13 protein-coding genes are annotated in these 18,683 nt (G+C 72.5%); 4 read left to right on the top strand and 9 right to left on the bottom strand.

What is annotated here, in order from left to right; genetic code table 11:
• Window positions 1-278: 278 nt before the first annotated feature.
• Window positions 279-1,190, bottom strand: a complete 912-nt coding sequence (locus ADK86_RS39545) for an SDR family oxidoreductase (protein ID WP_053700989.1) — start codon at window positions 1,188-1,190, stop codon at window positions 279-281.
• Between the two features lie 92 nt (window positions 1,191-1,282).
• Between ADK86_RS39545 and ADK86_RS39540 the strand changes: the two genes are divergently transcribed.
• On the top strand, window positions 1,283-2,224 hold the full coding sequence (locus tag ADK86_RS39540) for a cyclase family protein (protein ID WP_053700988.1): 942 nt from the start codon (window positions 1,283-1,285) through the stop codon (window positions 2,222-2,224).
• A gap of 280 nt (window positions 2,225-2,504) precedes the next feature.
• Here the strand turns inward: ADK86_RS39540 and ADK86_RS39535 are convergent, their stop codons facing one another.
• From ADK86_RS39535 to ADK86_RS39510, 6 genes are all read right to left on the bottom strand, one after another.
• Window positions 2,505-2,978 carry an ATP-binding protein gene (locus ADK86_RS39535; protein WP_053700987.1) on the bottom strand — a complete coding sequence of 158 codons (474 nt, stop codon included), beginning with the start codon at window positions 2,976-2,978 and terminating at the stop codon, window positions 2,505-2,507.
• Between the two features lie 414 nt (window positions 2,979-3,392).
• On the bottom strand, window positions 3,393-4,403 hold the full coding sequence (locus tag ADK86_RS39530; RefSeq protein ID WP_053700994.1) for an acyl-CoA dehydrogenase family protein: 1,011 nt from the start codon (window positions 4,401-4,403) through the stop codon (window positions 3,393-3,395).
• 8 nt (window positions 4,404-4,411) lie between these two features.
• Window positions 4,412-5,548: an acyl-CoA dehydrogenase family protein gene (locus ADK86_RS39525; protein ID WP_053700986.1), complete on the bottom strand. Its 1,137-nt coding sequence runs from the start codon at window positions 5,546-5,548 to the stop codon at window positions 4,412-4,414.
• Window positions 5,548-6,735, bottom strand: a complete 1,188-nt coding sequence (locus tag ADK86_RS39520; protein ID WP_053700993.1) for an amidohydrolase family protein — start codon at window positions 6,733-6,735, stop codon at window positions 5,548-5,550. Before ADK86_RS39520 ends, ADK86_RS39525 begins: the two co-directional genes overlap by 1 nt.
• A 241-nt stretch (window positions 6,736-6,976) precedes the next feature.
• On the bottom strand, window positions 6,977-9,625 hold the full coding sequence (locus ADK86_RS39515) for a protein kinase (RefSeq protein WP_053700985.1): 2,649 nt from the start codon (window positions 9,623-9,625) through the stop codon (window positions 6,977-6,979).
• 269 nt (window positions 9,626-9,894) lie between these two features.
• Window positions 9,895-12,003, bottom strand: a complete 2,109-nt coding sequence (locus ADK86_RS39510; protein ID WP_199834561.1) for a serine/threonine-protein kinase — start codon at window positions 12,001-12,003, stop codon at window positions 9,895-9,897.
• Between the two features lie 269 nt (window positions 12,004-12,272).
• Between ADK86_RS39510 and ADK86_RS39505 the strand changes: the two genes are divergently transcribed.
• Window positions 12,273-13,556, top strand: coding sequence for a serine hydrolase domain-containing protein (locus tag ADK86_RS39505; RefSeq protein WP_053700984.1), 1,284 nt, complete (start codon window positions 12,273-12,275; stop codon window positions 13,554-13,556).
• Between the two features lie 12 nt (window positions 13,557-13,568).
• Here the strand turns inward: ADK86_RS39505 and ADK86_RS39500 are convergent, their stop codons facing one another.
• A complete protein-coding gene (locus ADK86_RS39500) occupies window positions 13,569-15,275 on the bottom strand; it encodes a glycerol-3-phosphate dehydrogenase/oxidase (protein ID WP_030591177.1) in 1,707 nt (568 codons plus the stop codon).
• A gap of 200 nt (window positions 15,276-15,475) precedes the next feature.
• Between ADK86_RS39500 and ADK86_RS39495 the strand changes: the two genes are divergently transcribed.
• Together ADK86_RS39495 and ADK86_RS39490 are read left to right on the top strand one after the other, a co-directional pair.
• A complete protein-coding gene (locus ADK86_RS39495; protein ID WP_053700983.1) occupies window positions 15,476-16,750 on the top strand; it encodes a nucleotide sugar dehydrogenase in 1,275 nt (424 codons plus the stop codon).
• A 165-nt stretch (window positions 16,751-16,915) separates the two neighbouring features.
• Window positions 16,916-17,443 (top strand): hypothetical protein, encoded by a 528-nt coding sequence (locus tag ADK86_RS39490; RefSeq protein ID WP_053700982.1) that lies wholly within the window; start codon window positions 16,916-16,918, stop codon window positions 17,441-17,443.
• Between the two features lie 88 nt (window positions 17,444-17,531).
• Here the strand turns inward: ADK86_RS39490 and ADK86_RS39485 are convergent, their stop codons facing one another.
• Window positions 17,532-18,659, bottom strand: coding sequence for a GuaB3 family IMP dehydrogenase-related protein (locus tag ADK86_RS39485; protein ID WP_003984490.1), 1,128 nt, complete (start codon window positions 18,657-18,659; stop codon window positions 17,532-17,534).
• Between the last annotated feature and the right edge of the window lie 24 nt (window positions 18,660-18,683).

The raw sequence follows: 18,683 nt of genomic DNA, 5'->3' as shown, positions 1-18,683 counted from the left end.
CCCCCCAATGCTCCGCAAGCCAACAACGAGCCTCCTCCCGAAACCCCACATCTTCGGCACCGAACGAAAAGTCCACCGAAACCCACCCCCTCACATCAGCCAAGAACCATCCCTCCCCTTCCCACCCACGGAAGGGGACGGGCCGGAGCGGCCTGCCGCGCAGGCCCGTCCCCGAACCTTGACCGCCCCGCGCAGCGGCCACAGCCCGCCGCAGACGCGAACGGACCGGCAGCCGAATCCGAACCGCCACCGACGAACCGGCCCAGCCCGCCGCAGGCTCACGCGTTGGGCCGCCGCCCCTCGGCCGCCGCCGCGGCCATCCCCTCCACCCGCTCCAGCAACGGCATAGGATCCACCCCCACCGCCCCCGGCAACACCTCCGCGATCTTCTCCGGCGTCCACCCACCGTCCGCGTAAGCCGAGCGCAGTTCCCTCGGCTGGGCCCACACGGCGATCTTCGGCCCGGCGACCGTATAAACCTGCCCGGTGATCCGCTCCGCAGCGGCACGCTCGCTGAGCAGGTACACGACCAGCGGGGCAACATCCTCCGGCTCGCCGATCTCCGTCAGCTCCATCGGCACGCCCGCGGACATCCGTGTACGGGCGACTGGCGCCACCGCATTGGCAGTCACCCCATACCGGCTCAGCCCGAGCGCGGCACTGCGCACCAGGGAGATGACGCCCCCCTTGGCCGACGCGTAGTTGGCCTGCGAAACGCTCCCCTGGTGGTTGCCGCTGGTGAAGCCGATGAGCGTGCCGGACCGCTGGCGGCGCATCACGGCGGAGGCCGCGCGGAACACGGTGAACGTGCCCTTCAGGTGGGTGGCGACGACCGGGTCCCACTCCTCCTCGGTCATGTTGAACAGCATCCGTTCGCGCAGGATGCCGGCCACGCAGACCGCGCCGTCGATGCGCCCGTACCGGGTGAGCGCCGTGTCCACGACGCGCTGTCCGCCCGCCATGGTGGACACGTCGTCCGCCACCGCGACCGCCTCGCCGCCGGCCTGTTCGATCTCCTTGGCCACCGCCTCGGCGACCTCGCTGCTCGGCTCGGCGCCCGCGACCGAGACCCCGTAGTCGTTGACGACCACCCGGGCGCCCTGCCCGGCGCAGGCGAGGGCCACCGCGCGCCCGATGCCGCGGCCCGCGCCGGTGACGGCGACCACTTTGCCGGCCAAGAAGTTCCCCATGCCGCGCCCCTTCCCGGAGTTTCTGACGGCCCGTTAGATTTTTGAGCAGACCGCTACCGAGCACAAGACCCGGAACCCCCCGAGGAGGGCCCATGCCGCTGCCCGCCGAGTTCCACGACCTCGCCGAGCGCGTGAACAACTGGGGCCGCTGGGGCGCGGACGACGAGATCGGCACACTGAACCTGCTGACGCCCGAGGTCGTACGGGAGGCCGCCGCCACCGTGCGCACCGGCCGCCGGGTCGCGCTCGCGCTGCCGCTGCGGCAGGACGGCGTACAGACCGGCCTGATACCCGGCCGGATCAACCCCCTGCACACCATGATCGCGATCAACCAGGAGCCGTTCGGGCCCGGTACGGTCGCCACCTCCGACGACGCCGTCACCATGGGCCTCCAGGCGGGCACCCACTGGGACGGCCTCGCGCACGTCTCGCACTCCGGGCGGCTCTACAACGGCCGCCCCGCCGCCTCGGTCACCGCGCACGGCGGCGCCACCGCCCTCGGCATCGAGAAGGTGCCCCCGATCGTCTCGCGCGGCGTACTGCTCGACGTGGCCCGCGTACACGCCGGCACCTCCGACCGGCCAGGACGGCTGCCCGCCCAGCACGCCGTCACTCCGGAAGACCTGGACGCGGCGGAGGAGTTGGCGGGGACGAAGGTACGTTCCGGTGACATCGTTCTCGTACGTACGGGGCAGATGGGCCACTACTTGGCGGGTGACCGGGACGCGTACGCCTTCCCGTCGCCGGGCCTGTCGGTCCGTACGCCCGAGTGGTTCCACGCGCGCGATGTCGCGGCCGTCGCCAACGACACCCTCACCTTCGAGATCTTCCCACCGGAGATCGACGGCCTCTGGATGCCCGTGCACGCGCTGCACCTGGTGGAGATGGGCATGATCCAGGGCCAGAACTGGAATCTGGAGGAGCTGGCGGCGGTCTGCGCGGAGGAGGGCCGCTCCGTGTTCTTCCTCGCGGCGACGGCCGAGCCGTTCGTCGGCGGCAGCGGGAGCCCGGTGGCGCCGGTGGCGGTGTTCTGAGACGGGCCGGTCTTACGGAGCCATGCGGCGGGCGGGCCGTACGGCGCCGTGCGGCGGGCCGGTCGTACGGGGAAGGAACCGCCTGCCCCAGCCGGGCGGCGGCGCGCCCATGCGGACCCCGAGCGTCGCACCGCGGACCACCACCCGGCCACGGGACACGACCCGCACTCGCCGAGGCTCCGGCCCCCGTGGCCTCGGCGTCCCCTCGCGGCGAATCGCTCCACCCAAGCGTGATCAAGCGAACACGCCACGTCAACACCTGGTCTGGACTTTCCTCCGGTTACGCGTGATGCGGCAGGGCGCAGTGCGCGTCGTACGCGCCCAGGTCCGAGCCCGCCGCCATCAGCATCGACCGGCTGCGGTCCACCTCGCACCAGATGCTCTTGCCGGCCCCCTCGGGCCGCCAGCCCCAGCGGTCCGCGAGCCCGTCGACCAGTTCCAGGCCGCGGCCGTTCGTGTCGTCACCGTCCGCGCGCCGGGGGCGTGGCGCGCGGGCGCTGCGGTCCGCGACCTCGACCCGTACGGTGCCCACCACGGCGCCGGAACCCGAGAAGCACATCCGCAGCTCGGCGGGGTTCCCGGTATGCACGACGGCGTTGGTGACCAACTCGGAGATCAGCAGGATCAGCGTCTCCGCCAGCGGCTCGTCGGCCCCTATGCCCGACCCGGCCAGCCGCGACCTGGCCCACCTCCGGGCCCGCCCCACCTCCGCGGGGTCGGGCCGGACTTCCAACTGCACCTGAAGCACCTGCACCGCTCACACCATCCGAACCGGCGGACACATCGCCTCGCGCCTCATCGAGGTCACACTCCGTGACCCCGGTGAAGCACAGCATGGTTGACGTTCAGTCACCCCAACAAGCGCTTCGGGCATATTCCAGCGCAAGGGAGTATGCATGCTGCATACTGTGCGACGCGCTTTGCCGGGAGTCGAACAAGAGGGCCTTCCACCCCTCCTTAGAGGACGAGCGGAGCGCATTCGGTATCCCGGGTCGGTCTCCACGACCCCACGGGAACAGTTGCGCCTCAGAACCACTCGCACCCAACGGAGCGTACCCGAGCACGGCCCCGACTCCCCCCTGTGACGAGTTACGCCTAGGACACAACCCGATATCGACCCTCCGTGACCGCTTGTGTGTACGGAATCCGACATTCCGCACACAATGCCCTACCCGGCGGCATCATCGACGAGAAGGGCCTCGGCGAGGGCTTCTTCCGCCTTTGCCCCGCTCTGCCATTGTTCGAGGCGCAACCACGCACGCTTGAGATGCAGATGCACATCGGCCTCCCATGTGAAGCCCATGCCGCCGTGCACCTGGAGACAGTCCCGGGCGTTGCGCACCGCCGCCTCGTCGGCGAGAATCTTCGCTCCGATTACTGGGAGTGACTGTCCGGTGAGCGAAGCCGCATATACGGCACTTCGCGCGATGTCTACTCGTATCAGCATCTCGGCGCACAGGTGTTTCACCGCCTGAAACGCTCCGATCCGCACGCCGAACTGCTCTCGCCGCCCGGCGTGTTCCGCGGCCATCTCGACCGTACGGGCAGCGCTGCCCAGCTGAAGCGCGGCGGTCAGCAGGGCGGCTTCGCGGCGCAGCCGCGGTACGTCCAGCGCGCGCGGGATACGACGCGGGTAGGACGCCACGCGCGCTAGCGGCGTAAGCGGATCGATGGAGCGGATGGACTCCAGGACGGGCCAGTCGGGCGCGTTCCAGTACGCGCGCGGGATTCCGCCCTCACTCCCGTCCTCGCCGCCGTCCACGCTCCCGTCAGGACTTCCGCCTTCAATCAAGATCAACTCATCGCAGTCCCCAGGGTGTTCCCACAGCCGCGCCCCCTCCGCCCCCACATCGCACAGCCCCACCACCCGCTCCCCCGTGGCCGCGCCCGGCACCGCCCCCGCGAGGAGGTGCCCCGCCACCAGCGGCCCCGGCAGCAGCGCCCGCCCCGCCTCCTCGAAGACCAGCACCGCCTCCGGCAGCCCGAGGCCCACCCCGCCGTCCGCCTCCGGCAGCCGCAGCGCGAAGAACCCGGCCGCGCCCAGCTCGCGCCACAGGGCGCGGTCCAGCACCGGATCGTCCACCGCCGCCCGCAGCCGGTCCCGCCCGAAGCGGCGCGCCAGCAGGTCGCGCGCCGAAGCCTGCAAGGCCCGTTGATCGGCAGTGGGGCGCAGGTCCACGGGCCCGCTCACCGTCCCTTCGGCAGGCCGAGGAGGCGCTCGGCGATGATGTCGCGCTGGATCTGCGACGTACCGGCGGCGATCGTGTAGGAGAGGGACGACAGCCGGGCCGCCGTCCACTCCTGGTCCGCGTCCAGCGCGCCGGGCGCCCCCAGCACCTCGGCGGCCGTGTCGTACAGCTCCTGGCGGGCCTGCGAATAGCGCAGCTTGAACACCGAGCCGCCCGCCCCGGGCACCCCGCCCGCCGCTCCTGCCGCGCCGACGTTCCACTGGATGAGCCGCCACAGCGCCGTGAACTCGGCGTTCAGCCGGCCGAGCCGGCGGCGCAGCACGGGGTCGTCCCAGCGGCCGTTCGCCCGTGCCGTACGGGCCAGCCGGCCGAGCGTACGGCGGCAGGCGACGACCTCGCCGACGAAGGCCGTGCCCCGCTCGAAGGACAGCGTGACCATGGTGACGCGCCAGCCGTCGTGCTCGGCGCCGACCCGGTTGGCCACCGGCACCCGCACCTCGTCGAGGAAGACCTCGGCGAACTCGGCCGGTCCGGCGAGCGTGCGCAGCGGCCGTACGGTGATCCCGGGCGTGTCCATCGGCATCGCCAGCCAGGAGATGCCGCGGTGCCGGGGCGCGGCGGGGTCCGTGCGCACCAGCAGTTCGCACCAGTCGGCGATCTCCGCGTGGGAGGTCCAGGTCTTCTGCCCGGTGATCACGTAGTGGTCGCCGTCCCGTACGGCGCGGGTGCGCAGCGACGCGAGGTCGGAGCCCGCGTCCGGTTCGCTGAAGCCCTGGCACCAGACCGCCTCGCCTCTCAGGATCGGCGGCAGCCAGCGGGCGCGCTGCTCGTCCGTGCCCTCGGCGGCGATGGTCGGCCCGGCGTGCAGCAAGCCGACGAAGTTGGCGCCGACGTAGGGCGCCCCGGCGAGCTCCGTCTCCTCCAGGAAGATCAGCCGCTGGGTGGGCGAGGCGTCCCAGTGCAGGCTGCCGTATCCGGCGTCGTAGAGCCGCCGCTGCCAGCCGAGGTCGTACGCGCGCCGCCCCGGCCAGTCCAGCGGGTCGGGCCGCGCGGGCAGCTCCGGAAGCGCCTTGGCCAGCCACTCCCGCAGCCGCGCCCGGAATGCCTCCTCCTCGGGCGTGTACGTGAGGTCCATCAGTCGAGATCCAGCTCCAGCATGCGGATCGCGTTGCCGCGCATCAGCTTGTGGACGGTCTCCTCGTCCAGCCCCCGTACGTGGTCGAGGGCGACCTCCTTGGTGTGCGGGAACGTCGAGTCCACGTGCGGGTAGTCGGTCTCGAAGGTCGCGTTGTCCCGGCCGACCACGTCGAGCGAGGCGACGCCGTGCTTGTCGCGGAAGAAACAGCAGAAGATCTGCCGGTAGTAGTACATGGAGGGCGGCTCGGGGATCAGATCGCGTACGCCGCCCCAGGCGCGGTGTTCCTCCCACACGTCGTCGGCACGCTCCAGCGCGTACGGAATCCACCCCATCTGCCCCTCGCTGTACGCGAGTTTGAGGCGCGGGAACCGCACCAGCACCCCGCTGAAGAGGAAGTCCATCATCGACGCCATGGCGTTGTTGAAACTCAGCGACGCCTGTACGGCGGGCGGCGCGTCGGGGGACGCGGCGGGCATCTGCGAACTGGACCCGATGTGCATGTTGACCACCGTCCCGGTCTCCTCGCAGGCCGCGAAGAAGGGGTCCCAGTAGCCCGAGTGGATCGACGGCAGGCCGAGGTGGGTCGGTATCTCGCTGAACGTCACGGCCCGCACGCCGCGCGCAGCGTTCCGCCGTATCTCGGCGACGGCCAACTCCACGTCCCACAGCGGAATCAGGCACAGCGGGATCAGCCGTCCGCCGCTGTCCCCGCACCACTCCTCCACCATCCAGTCGTTGTACGCGCGCACACACGCCAGGGCGACTTCCTTGTCCCGCGCCTCGGCGAAGGTCTGCCCGCAGAAGCGGGGGAAGGTGGGAAAGCACAGCGACGCCTCGACATGGTTGAGGTCCATGTCCGCCAGGCGCGCCTTCGGGTCCCAGCAGCCCCGCCGCATCTGCTCCCGGGTGATGCCCTCCAGCGTCATCTCGTCCCTGGAGAAGCCGACGGCCGCGATGATCCGCTTGTACGGGAAGAGGTCCCCCTCGTACCGCCACCAGTCCGTCAGCGGACCTTCCGGATCCGTCGTGAACCTGTACTTCCCACCGATGTACTCCAGCTCACCGATCCCGGCGGTGAACGGCTTCGGTCCGAGTTCGCGGTACTTCGCCGGCAGCCAGGTCTCGAAGAGGTGCGCGGGCTCGATGACGTGGTCGTCGACGCTGACGATGCGCGGTAGCTCCATCTGGTTCCCCTCCCGCGGTTCCCGGCCGGTGCCGGTGGCCGACGGGTCGCGGCGCACTGGAACTGACGACCCGTCAGTTATGACGGTAGCCGGACGCCCGGGGGGCGACAAGGCGGCGTAGGGGACCGCCATGGGCTGGAAGCCCTGCGACTGGTACCTGGACCCAGCCTCGGTTTCGTACGCCTCTGGAGCAGGAGTTGAGCGCTTGAGGTATCGGGGGAATCGCTGACCCGGTGTGAGGTCAGTTGGGCCGATAGGACCCCGTCGCCTGCTCGTACAGCCGGTCCACCTCGCGCCGTTCGTTGTCCGGGCCGAGGACCTGGATGACGTGATAGCGGCCGTTGTGGATCATGGCCAGGTTGCGAACGTAGACCTGCCGGCCGCTGCTGTCCTGCCAGGTGAAGGTGCCCTCCGCCATCGCCGCCTTGCCGACGTCGATGCGGCGCAGACCGGAGGAGCCGGACCAGCTGGATTCGCGGTACGGGGCCAGTTCGGCTTCCTTGTCCTGCTGGTAGGACATCGGGTCGGTGCCGTAGCGGGACGTGGTGTCGCGGCCGGGCACGATCAGCAGCTCGTAACCGTTGCCCAGGTAGCGGATCTGGTTGCGTTCGTTCTCCCCGCGGCGCTGCCAGCCCTTGTGGACGGCGACCTGGAAGCCCTTCGGGTCCTTGCGGACCTCGAAGCCCTCGGCGAGGTCGGCCGGTTCGGTGGCCTGCGGCTGCCGCGCGCGTGCGCCCTGGTCGTCGGGGCGGCTGCCGGAGCCGCTGTCCGGCGGGGCGTCCTGCGTGCCGACCGATGCCTTCCGCTCCCGGACACCGGCCGCGCCCCGTTCGTCCGACCCGGCCTTCGGCATGAACAGCACCGCGTACAAAACCGCCCCCGTCAGCAGCAGGAACACCAGCCCCACCAGCAGCCGCCCCAGACGGCGCGGTCCGCCTCCGCCGTCCGGCGGCGTGGCGCCCTGGATGCGCCGGATCTGCTTGGCGGGGCGGGGCGGTCTGGGCGCGCGGGCCGGTTTGGGCTGGCGTGGGGGGCGGGCCGGTGGCGGAAGGGGCTGTTCGGAGTGGTGGGCCTCTTCGGGGTGGGGATGGGCGGTCGACTGCGGCGGAAAAGTCGCCGCCAGGTGAGGCGTGGGGACTTCCGGCTGCTCAGAGAGGGCCTCGGGATGGCCCGGCTGGGCGTGGTGGGTGGTTTCCCGGTATGCCACGGTCCGGCGCTTGCCCTTCGGCTGCCGCGGGGGCTTCGCGGGGCGCGGCGGCCGGGACTGGCGCGCCTTCTTGTGCCGACCCTTGCGGACCAGTTCGCCCCGACGCCGCAGGATCGGCAGCCGCCGGGAGTCGGCGGGCCCCTCCAGCGACGGCACGGTCACGACCCGGCTGCCCACCTCGGGCTCCGGCGCCGTACGGATCAGTGACCGCAGCCAGCCGCGCAGTTCCTCGAAGTCCGGACGGTCGGCCGGGTCCTGCCGCATCAGCGACTCGACGACCGGCCGCAGCGCGCCGCACTCCTCGGCGTACGACGGCGGCTCCGAGCACACCAGCTGCACCAGTTCGGCAGCGCTGTCCTCCGGGTACGCGGAGTGGCCCTGCACGATACGGAACAGCAGCGCGCCGACCGCCCACAGGTCGGTGGCGGGGCCGATCGGGGGCGCGAGCTGCCAGTTGGCGTGCACGGGGCCGGCCTGCTCCGGCGCCCAGCGCTCGGTGACCGGGCCGATGACGTTGATGCGTATCTGGCGGGCGCGCTCGGCGGCCAGGGCTGCGCCGGGGCGCCCGTAGGAACCGGAGCCGGAACCGGAATGGGCGGGGGTGTCGGGGGCCGGCTCCTTGGAGAGGGACGGCCGGGTGTCCGGTGCCGGTGCGGGCGGCTGTACGGGCAGATGGTGGACCGGGCCGCCTCCGGTGCGCGGTCCCGGACCCGGCAGGCTGCCGCCGTAGGTGGCGCTGCCGGGCTGTTCCGGCACCGACGGTGTGCCGATGTGATCGCGGTACGGGCTGAAGTGGGCGTCGGCGGGGTGGCTTACGGAATCGCCGCCGGAGTGGCCGCCGGGGGAACCCTTGCCTTCGGCGGGTGTACGCGGCGTCTCCGGCGCCGTACGGCCCGCCGCCGCCCGCGTCCCCGCCTGGTAGGCCGCGATGGCACCCGCGCGCGCCCGGCGGGTGTCCGCCTCGGGCGTGGGCGCGGCGGCCTCGGGCCGGGGCGCGGCGGCCTCCTCAGCAGCGCGGTCCGGCGCCGTGGCCTGCTGCGGCACCGGCGCCGTGGCCTGAACCGGTGGCCGCTCCTCGTCCCTGGGCACCGGGTCGTACCCGCACAGTGCCTCCTCCGCCGCGCCCGCTGCCAGGCCGGTCAGGATCGCGCGGCCGTCGTCGCAGATCAGGACGGTGCGGGTGGTGATGTTGCGGTGGGTCCAGCCGTGCGCGTGCAGGGCGCGCAGGGCGGTGAGGAGGTCGGCGGCGACCTCGGCGGCGCGGTGCGGGGTGAGGGTGCGTTCGGCGAGGAGCGCGGCGAGCGGGCGGGCCGCGACGCGTTCGCTGACGATCCACAGGCTGCCGTCCTGGGCGAAGACGTCGAAGACCTGGTCCAGTTGCGGGTGGTCGGGCAGCCGGGCCGCGGCCGTCGCGGCTTCCAGGGCGCGGCGTACGGCGGGGTCGTGCGGCGTGCGGTCGGCGCCGGCCGGCCGGTGTCCGTGGGCGCCCGGCGCGGGCCGCCCGGCCGGTCCCCCGTCCAGCAGCTCCGCGTCCACGACCTCGGGCAGCGGGACCTGGCGCACCAGGACCTCCTGGCCGCTGTAGGTGTCGAAGGCGCGGGTCTCGGCGAACTCGTACTCGTCCGACGGCGGCACCGGCAGGCGGTAGCGCTCGGCGAGCACTCTTCCCGCGTACTCGTCCACGACGCCTCCCCAGCGCGCGATTCACGCCGCCTGCCCGTCTTTGTCCGGGAGCGCCCGGCCCCACCGGTTACCCACGGTGGTCAAAACCGGTCGCATTCCCTCCGATTGCGGCTGCGTACGGTCTTCGGGGTCTCACGATACGTGCCGGAGGCGTGGGTTGAGGAGCGCTCCGGCCAACAGCTACCCCACGACTTCGCCGCCGCCCGGCGGCCGTCACCGCGCACACCGCGTCGGCCTGCGCACCTCTGCGGTACGGGCGCCGCGGAAGGTCAGTCCTTCACCTGGAATGTCGCGAAAGCGGTGTCCCTCAGTTGGCGGCACTCCGCCGCGTCCCAGGCGTCCGCCTTGCAGGTGATCATGATCGCGTAGCCGTGCTGGTCGTCGGCGCGGAAGCCGCGATTGAGCACGCGGACGTCCTGGCCGCCCTGCTTGCGCGTGAACGACCAGTCGGCGACCGTCGGGTAGCCCCGCCAGTCGACCGCCTTGATGTCGATGCGGTGATAGTTCTCGCTGCTGCGGCCGACGGCGGGCTCCAGACTGCGCCAGGCGGCGGCCGCGTCGCTGCCGGGCTTGGCGTTGTAGTCGATCTGGACGCGCGGGAAGCCGCCTCCGGCGCTGTATATGGCGCCGGAGTTCTGGCCGGCCGTGTCCGTCTGCTTCCAGCCGGACGGCAGCGCGACGGCGAAGTGGAAGCCCGCGTTCGACACGGTTCCGTACCCCTGCGGCAGGCCCGCCTTGCCCTTGCCGCCGCCCGGCTTGCCGCCCTGGGTGCTCTGGCCGCCCGGCTTGCCGTCCGTCGGCTGCGACGCGGCGCCGTCTGCGCCCTTCCCCGAACCATCCTCGGAGGGGTCTGCCTGGCCGGTGGCGGCCGTATCCGCGGCCTTGCCGCCGCCCTTCTCGTCGTCACCGCTCAGCGCGAAGGCCAGCACCGTGCCCAGGACGGCGAGCACCACGACCACCGCGGCGATGACGAGCGTGCGGCGCGGCACGACATCGGTGACGGACGCCTTCGGCGGGCCGGACGGGCGCGTTCCGCCGTCCGGCCTGGAGTCCGGCCGGGCCGCGGCGACAGCGGCGGTCGCCGCCTTGCGCACCGCCTGGAGCGCGTTGCGGACCTTCTCCTTGGCGCTCTCCGACTCGAAGCCGGTACGCCCGGCGGAACCGACCGCGGTCGGCCAGTTCTTCGGTCCGTTGGTCGAGTCGGTCCGCGACTGCCCGGTGGTGGTGCCGCGCGTCGTCGAGGCGGTGGACGGCTTGGCGCCCGAGCCCGTGCTCGTACGGGAGGGGTCCGTGAGCGGGGCGGAAGCGGAGGCCGCGCGGGCGCCCGGCACGCTGCCGCGGTCCTTCTCCGGCGCGCGTCTCTCGTCTTCCTTCGGGCGCGGCTTCGGCTTCCACTGCGGGCGCGACGACGAAGGCTTCCGGTCCCGGTCCTTGTCGCGGGCACGGTCCTTGGCCTGCACCGCAGGCTCCTCCGGGACGACCGGCAGCGCCATCGCGCGCGTGGCATCCGGAGCGGGCGGTTCCGGTCCGGTGTCCTCCGGCGCGTTGGCCGCGTCCAGGAGCAGCGCCCGCGCGCCCCGGTCGTCGAGGCGCGCGGCCGGGTCCTTCACGAGCAGCCCGTAGATGACCTCTTCCAGCGGGCCGGCGCTCTTCGGCGGCTCCAGCGGCTCGGTCATCACCGCGGTCAGGGTGGCGATCGCCGAGCCCTTGTCGTACGGGGGCACACCCTCGACGCAGGCGTACAGCAGGCCGCCCAGCGACCACAGGTCGGCCGGGGGGCCGGGCTTCTGGCCGCGCGCCCGCTCGGGCGATATGTAGGACGGCGCGCCGACGAGCATGCCGGTGGAGGTCAGCGAGGGGTCGCCCTCCACCTGGGCGATGCCGAAGTCGGTGAGCACGACCCGGCCGTCGTCGGACATCAGGACGTTGGAGGGCTTCACGTCGCGGTGCAGGATGCCCTCGCGGTGCGCGGCGCGCAGCACGTCGAGGACGGCGAGGCCCACCTCCGCCGCCCGGCGCGGCGTCAGGGGGCCGTCGTCGCGCACCACCTCGGCCAGCGAGCGGCCCTCGACCAGCTCCATGACGATCCACGGGCGGTCGTCCTCGTCGACCACGTCGTAGACCGTCACCGCGCCGTTGTTGCGGATCCGGGCGATCGCCTTGGCCTCCCGCAGCGTACGGGTGATCAGCCGGCGCTTCTCGTCCTCCTCGACCCCGCCAGGGAAACGCAGTTCCTTGACCGCGACCGTACGGCCGAGCACTTCGTCCGTTGCGCGCCAGACCGTACCCATTCCGCCCCGGCCGAGGACTTCGGCGAGCCGGTACCGGCCGGCGAGCAGCCTGCCCTCCTTGCCGTCCATCTCGACCTCGTCGCCCACTGAATCCCCTCTGCAATCCAGCCGAGTTGGCATCTCGAACACACGTCGATCACCAAACTGGCCCAACTCGGACAACCCACCCTGGCGGAGCCTTCATTCTCTCTCATCCGCGCCTGTGGGGAAGGCCAGGGTCCACGACTCGGCGCCTGTTGTGCACCCGCCATGATGGCCTGTACGGGCGGCCCTGTCGCCGACGAGGGCCTCGTCGGCGCGGTGCGGCCGGGCTCCGCGACCCGAACACGAGGACAGGAACGAGGTCGGAAACGACGATGTGGCGCACCCCCACCGCCGCCGTCCGGACCGCTGCCACCGGCCGGATCACGCCCCTCGTCCGCACCGCGTACGCCGGAGCCCGGGGCCCGTCCCGCGTCTCCCGTCGCCTGCCCGCCCTCGCCGTCGCCCTGGCGGTCCTGGCCGCCCCCGCCGTCACCTCCTGCACCGCCGTCCGGGCCCCGCAGCACCTGGGCGCGCCCGCGGCCCTCGCCCCGCCGCCGGACCGGACCACACCCGCGCTGCGCCGGCTGGTACGGGACGGGGCACCCGGCGCCGCGGCGCTCAGCACCGTCGACGGTCAGGCGTCCCGCTTCACCGCCACGGGCGTCGCCGACCTGAAAAGCGGACGGCCCCCAGGGCGCGCCGACCACTTCCGCGCGGGCAGCCTGACCAAGCCCTTCGTGGCGACCGTGGTGCTCCAGCTCGCCGCCGAGCACCGGCTCCGGCTCCAGGACCCGGTCCTGCCCCGCCTGCCGGGCAGCCTCCGCGCCGCGGCCGGGAGCGAGGCCGGTGAGCTGGCCCGCGTAACGATCCGCCAATTGCTGAACCACACGAGCGGCTTGTTCAACTACACCCGCGACCCCCGGCTGGCCCACCAGCTGTACGGCAGCGGCTTCCGTGCCCACCGCTACGACACGCACACGCCCGCCGAGCTGCTGCGCACCGCCCTGCGCCACCCGCCGACCGCGCCGCCGGGCGCCCGGTACGCGTACTCCAACACCGGTTACCTGCTTCTGGGCCAGGTCATCGAACACGTCACCGGGCATCCGTACGCCGAAGAGGTGACGCGGCGCATCGTGCGCCCGGTACGGCTTTCCGGTACGTCCTTCCCCGGCACCGACCCGGGCCTGCCCGAGCCGTACGGGCGCGGCTACTCCGTCGTCGGCGCGCGCCGGGTGGACGCCACCGCCCTCGACCCGAGCCGGGCGGGCGCCGCGGGCGAGATGGTCACCACGCTCGGCGACCTCAACAGGTTCTTCGCCGCGCTCCTCGGCGGCAGACTGCTGCCGCCGCGCGAGACGGCGCAGCTGCGGACCGCGCGGCGGGCGGACGGCGCGTACGGCCTGGGGCTGTACGCCGTCGAGCTGCCCTGCGGCACCACCGTGTGGGGACACAACGGCGACATCAACGGCTCGTACGCGCAGACCGCCGCCACGGCGGACGGCCGCCATGTGCTGAGCCTGCACATCAACACGGACACCCGGGCGGCGGCGGACCGGGCCGTGTCCGTGCTGGCGGCGGAGTTCTGCCGTCCGCCGGGCAGGGGTGCCGCCGGATAGGCGCGGGGTCCGTCAGAGCGGCACGATGTCCGGCGCGCCCAGGCGTGCCGCGTCGGCCGTGAGGTCGTCCGGCTGCCGCTGCGACTCCCGTTCCGCCTCGACCCGCTTCTCGTAGTGCTGCACTTCGCGGTCGATCTGGTCCGCGTCCCAGCCCAGCACCGGCGCCATCAGCTCGGCGCACTCCCGCGCGCTGCGGGTGCCCCGGTCGAAGGTTTCGATGGAGATGCGGGTGCGCCGGGTGAGGACGTCGTCCAGGTGCCGCGCTCCTTCGTGGGTGCAGGCGTAGACGACCTCGGCGCGCAGGTAGTCGTCGGCGGCGGCGAGCGGCTCGCCGAGCGCCGGGTCGGTGACGATGAGGTCGAGGAGTTCGTCGGCCAGTGCGCCGTAACGGTTCAGCAGGTGTTCGACGCGCACCACGTGCAGGCCGGTACGTGCGGCGGTCTGGGCGCGGGCGTTCCACATCGCCTTGTAGCCCTCCGCGCCGACGAGCGGTGTGTCCTCCGTGACGCACTCGGCCACCCGCTGGTCCAGCGCGTGGACCGCCTCGTCCACCGCGTCCTTGGCCATGACGCGGTACGTCGTGTACTTGCCGCCCGCGACCACCACGACCCCCGGCACCGGGTGCGCCACCGTGTGCTCGCGCGACAGCTTGCTGGTCGCGTCCGACTCGCCGGCCAGCAGGGGGCGCAGGCCCGCGTAGACGCCCTCCACGTCGTCGCGGGTCAGCGGCGTCGCGAGCACCGAGTTCACGTGCTCCAGCAGGTAGTCGATGTCGGCGCTGGACGCGGCCGGGTGGGCCTTGTCCAGGTCCCAGTCCGTGTCGGTCGTACCGACGATCCAGTGCCGCCCCCAGGGGATGACGAACAGCACGCTCTTCTCCGTGCGCAGGATCAGCCCCGTCGTGGAGTGGATGCGGTCCTTCGGCACGACCAGGTGGATGCCCTTCGACGCCCGTACGTGGAACTGGCCGCGCTCCCCGATCAGGGCCTGCGTGTCGTCGGTCCACACGCCGGTCGCGTTCACGACCTGGCGGGCCCGTACCTCGTACTCGCCGCCCGCCTCGACGTCCTGCACCCGGGCGCCGACGACCCGCTCGCCCTCGCGCAGGAAGCCGACGACCCGGGCCCGGTTGGCGGCCTCCGCGCCGTACAGGGCGGCGGTCCGTACGAGGTTCATCACGAAGCGGGCGTCGTCCACCTGGGCGTCGTAGTACTGCAACGCGCCCACCAGGGCGTCCTTCTTCAGGCAGGGCGCCACTCTGAGGGCCCGCTTGTGCGAGAGGTGCCGGTGTACGGGCAGGCCGCGGCCGTGCCCCGAGGAGACCGACATGCCGTCGTAGAGCGCGACGCCGGAGCCCGCGTACCAGCGCTCCCAGCCCTTGTGGGTGAGCGGGTAGAGGAACGGGACCGGCTTGACCAGGTGCGGCGCGAGCCGTTCCAGGAGCAGCCCGCGTTCCTTCAGCGCTTCGCGTACGAGCGCGAAGTCCAGCATCTCCAGGTAGCGCAGCCCACCGTGGATGAGCTTGCTCGACCGGCTCGACGTGCCCGACGACCAGTCACGTGCCTCGACCAGTCCGGTGTCCAGCCCGCGGGTCGCCGCGTCCAGTGCCGTACCGGCACCGACCACCCCGCCGCCGACCACCAAAACATCCAGCTCCCGTTCCGCCATCCGTGCGAGCGCTTCGGCACGCTGGGCCGGTCCGAGTGTCGCTGTCCTCACCGCTGCCTCCCGCTGTGGTCGGGGTCACACTCCCCGTCCGTCGATTCTGGCCGCGCCACCGGCCCGTATCCACCCTCCGGCGACCGGGCAACACCCGGCCGCCGCAATCCCCATTCTGGGCCAAATGTCCGCTTAGTCTATTTATGTTCTTATGCTTCACCGCCCCATCCGGAACCGCTCGGGAAGGACGGCAGCCAGCCATGCCCGCAGACCTCGCCGTCATCGGACTAGGCCATATCGGTCTCCCCCTCGCCCAGGCCGCCACCGCCGCCGGCGTCCGCACCATCGGCTACGACCCCGGCCCGCCGGCCGTGCCCGACGCGCCCGCGCCCACGGCAGCGCCTCCACCCGCCGCGCACGGCCCCCTCACCGCACCCGAGATCCGCCGGCTGCTCGCGGCCGGATTCCGCACCACCGACGATCCCGCCGCGCTCGGCCGGGTCCGTACCGCTGTCATCTGCGCCCCCACCCCGCTCGGCGAGGACGGCGCCCTCGACCTGTCCGCGGTCGCCGACGCCGCCCGCGTACTGGCCGCGCACCTGCGCCCGCACACCACGGTGATCCTGGAATCCACCGTCTACCCGGGCACCACCGAGGAATTCCTGCGCCCCCTCCTGGAAGAGGGCTCCGGCCTGACCGCGGGACGCGACTTCCACCTCGCCCACTCCCCCGCCCGCCACGACCCCGGCAGCCGCGCCCACCGCTACGGCAGCACCCCGAAGGTCATCGGCGGCCTGACCCCCGCCTGCACGGAGGCCGCTGCGGCGTTCTACGGGCGGCTCACCGACCGGGTCGTACGGGCCCGCGGGCCGCGCGAGGCGGAGACGGCCAAGCTGCTGGAGACCAACTACCGGCACCTGAACATCGCGCTCATGAACGAGATGGCGGTGCTCTGCCACGACATCGGCGTGGACCTGTGGGACGTCATCCGCTGCGCCGAGACCAAGCCGTTCGGCTTCCAGGCGTTCCGCCCCGGCCCCGGCGTCGGCGGCCACACCGCGCCGATCGACCCCAACTACTACTCCTACAAAGGGCGTTCACTGGGCTACCCGCTGCGCCTGGTCGAGCTGGCGCAGGAGGTCAACACCCGGATGCCGCGCTACGTCGTACAGCGCTGCGCCACCCTGCTCAACGAGCACGGCAAGTCGGCGCGCGGCGCCCGCGTCCTGCTGCTCGGCGTCACCTACAAGCCGGACATCGGCGACGAGGAAGGCTCCCCGGCCCGTGAAATCGCTTCCCGGCTCATGGAGTTGGGCGCGCACATCACCTACCACGACCCGTACGTCCACCAGTGGCAGGTCCTCGGCCGGCCGGTCCCGCGCGCGGACGCGCTCTACGAGGCCGCCGCCGGGGCCGACCTCACGCTGCTCCTCCAGCACCACCGCACGTACGACCTCCAGGGCCTGTCCGTGAAGGCCCAGCTGCTGCTGGACACCCGGGGGGCGACGCCGACCGGCGCGGCGCACCGGCTCTGAGCTGCGGTTCCGGGCCCCGGCCGACCGCCCGGGACTTTATTTCTTGTGGACATGTCAGGCCGGTCTGTTAATTTGTGACCGCGCACCGCATCTGTGCGCATCCATCACGCCGACCGGTCCCCGGTGCCGCACGGGCACCGCGACGGTCTCTCCCGGGGGAAACACATGAGCCAGCCCTGGCCGAACGCGCCTCAGCAGCCGCAGCAGCCCCACCAGCCGCCGCAGGCTCCGTACGGCGCTCCCGCACCGGGCGGCTTCCCGGCACCGATGGCCCCGCCGGCCGCGCGCCGCGGCAACGCCGGACTGGCCGTCGCGCTCGGCGTCGTCACCACACTGGTCGCGGCCGGTGTGTACGGCGCGGTGCTCAAGGCCGTGAACGGCGCCTCCATCGGCTACGCGGCGCTCGCCGTCGGCGCGCTCATCGGCGCCGTACTGGGCAAGGTGGGCGGCCGCAGCGCGGCACTGCCGGTGGCCGGCGCGGTGCTCGGCCTGGCCGGCCTCTACCTCGGCCAGGTCTTCGGCATCACCCTGATCACGGCCGACCTCCTGCACCTCTCGGTCTTCGAGGCCGCCTCCGGACAGTTCGACCTGATCCACGCCGCATGGAAGGAGTACCTCGGCCCGATCGACGTCGTCTTCTACCTGCTGGCCGGGGCCGGCGGCTTCCAGGTCACCAAGAAGCTGGGCGGCTGACCGGGCGCGCCACACGAAAGGGCCCGGACCGCACTCCCCGTGCGGTCCGGGCCCTTCGGCGTCCGCGGATGCTCGGCGGACGGATGCCTCAGCGCTTGTCGTGCTGCGACGGCGCGACCGTCACCTCGACCCGCTGGAACTCCTTCAGCTCGGAGTAGCCGGTGGTCGCCATCGCCCGGCGCAGCGCGCCGAAGAAGTTCATCGAACCGTCCGGCGTGTTCGAGGGACCGCACAGGATCTCCTCGGTGGTGCCGACCGCGCCCAGGTCCATCCGCTTGCCGCGCGGCACATCCGGGTGGACGGCCTCCATGCCCCAGTGGTGGCCGCGGCCCGGCGCGTCCGTGGCGCGCGCCAGCGGCGAGCCCATCATCACCGCGTCCGCGCCGCAGGCGATGGCCTTGGGCAGGTCGCCCGACCAGCCCACGCCGCCGTCCGCGATCACGTGCACGTAGCGGCCGCCGGACTCGTCCATGTAGTCCCGGCGGGCGGCGGCCACATCGGCCACCGCGGTCGCCATCGGCACCTGGATGCCGAGCACGTTACGGGTGGTGTGCGCGGCGCCGCCGCCGAAGCCGACCAGCACGCCCGCCGCGCCGGTGCGCATCAGGTGCAGGGCCGCGGTGTACGTGGCGCAGCCGCCGACGATCACCGGGACGTCCAGCTCGTAGATGAACTGCTTCAGGTTCAGCGGCTCGGCGGCCGAGGAGACGTGCTCGGCGGAGACGGTGGTGCCGCGGATCACGAAGATGTCCACGCCCGCGTCCACCACGGCCTTGGAGAACTCGGCGGTGCGCTGCGGCGAGAGCGCGGCGGCGGTGACCACACCGGAGTCGCGCACCTCCTTGATGCGCTGCCCGATCAGCTCTTCCTTGATCGGCGCCGCGTAGATCTCCTGGAGGCGCTTGGTGGCCGCGTCGCCGTCCAGCTCCGCGATCTCCGCGAGCAGCGGCTCCGGGTCCTCGTAGCGCGTCCAGAGCCCTTCCAGGTTCAGCACGCCCAGGCCGCCGAGCTCACCGATGCGGATGGCGGTCTGCGGCGAGACGACCGAGTCCATCGGGGCCGCCAGGAACGGCAGCTCGAAGCGGTAGGCATCGATCTGCCAGGCGATCGAGACCTCCTTCGGGTCGCGGGTGCGCCGACTCGGTACGACGGCGATGTCGTCGAAGGCGTATGCCCGGCGGCCGCGCTTGCCGCGCCCGATCTCGATCTCAGTCACGTGTGTGGCCCTTCCATACGATTA

The organism is Streptomyces sp. NRRL F-5755, from assembly GCF_001279365.1.
Taxonomy (GTDB): Bacteria; Actinomycetota; Actinomycetes; order Streptomycetales; family Streptomycetaceae; genus Streptomyces; species Streptomyces rimosus.
Note: the sequence above shows the minus strand (reverse complement) of the source record. Positions and strands in the feature narration are given on the sequence as shown.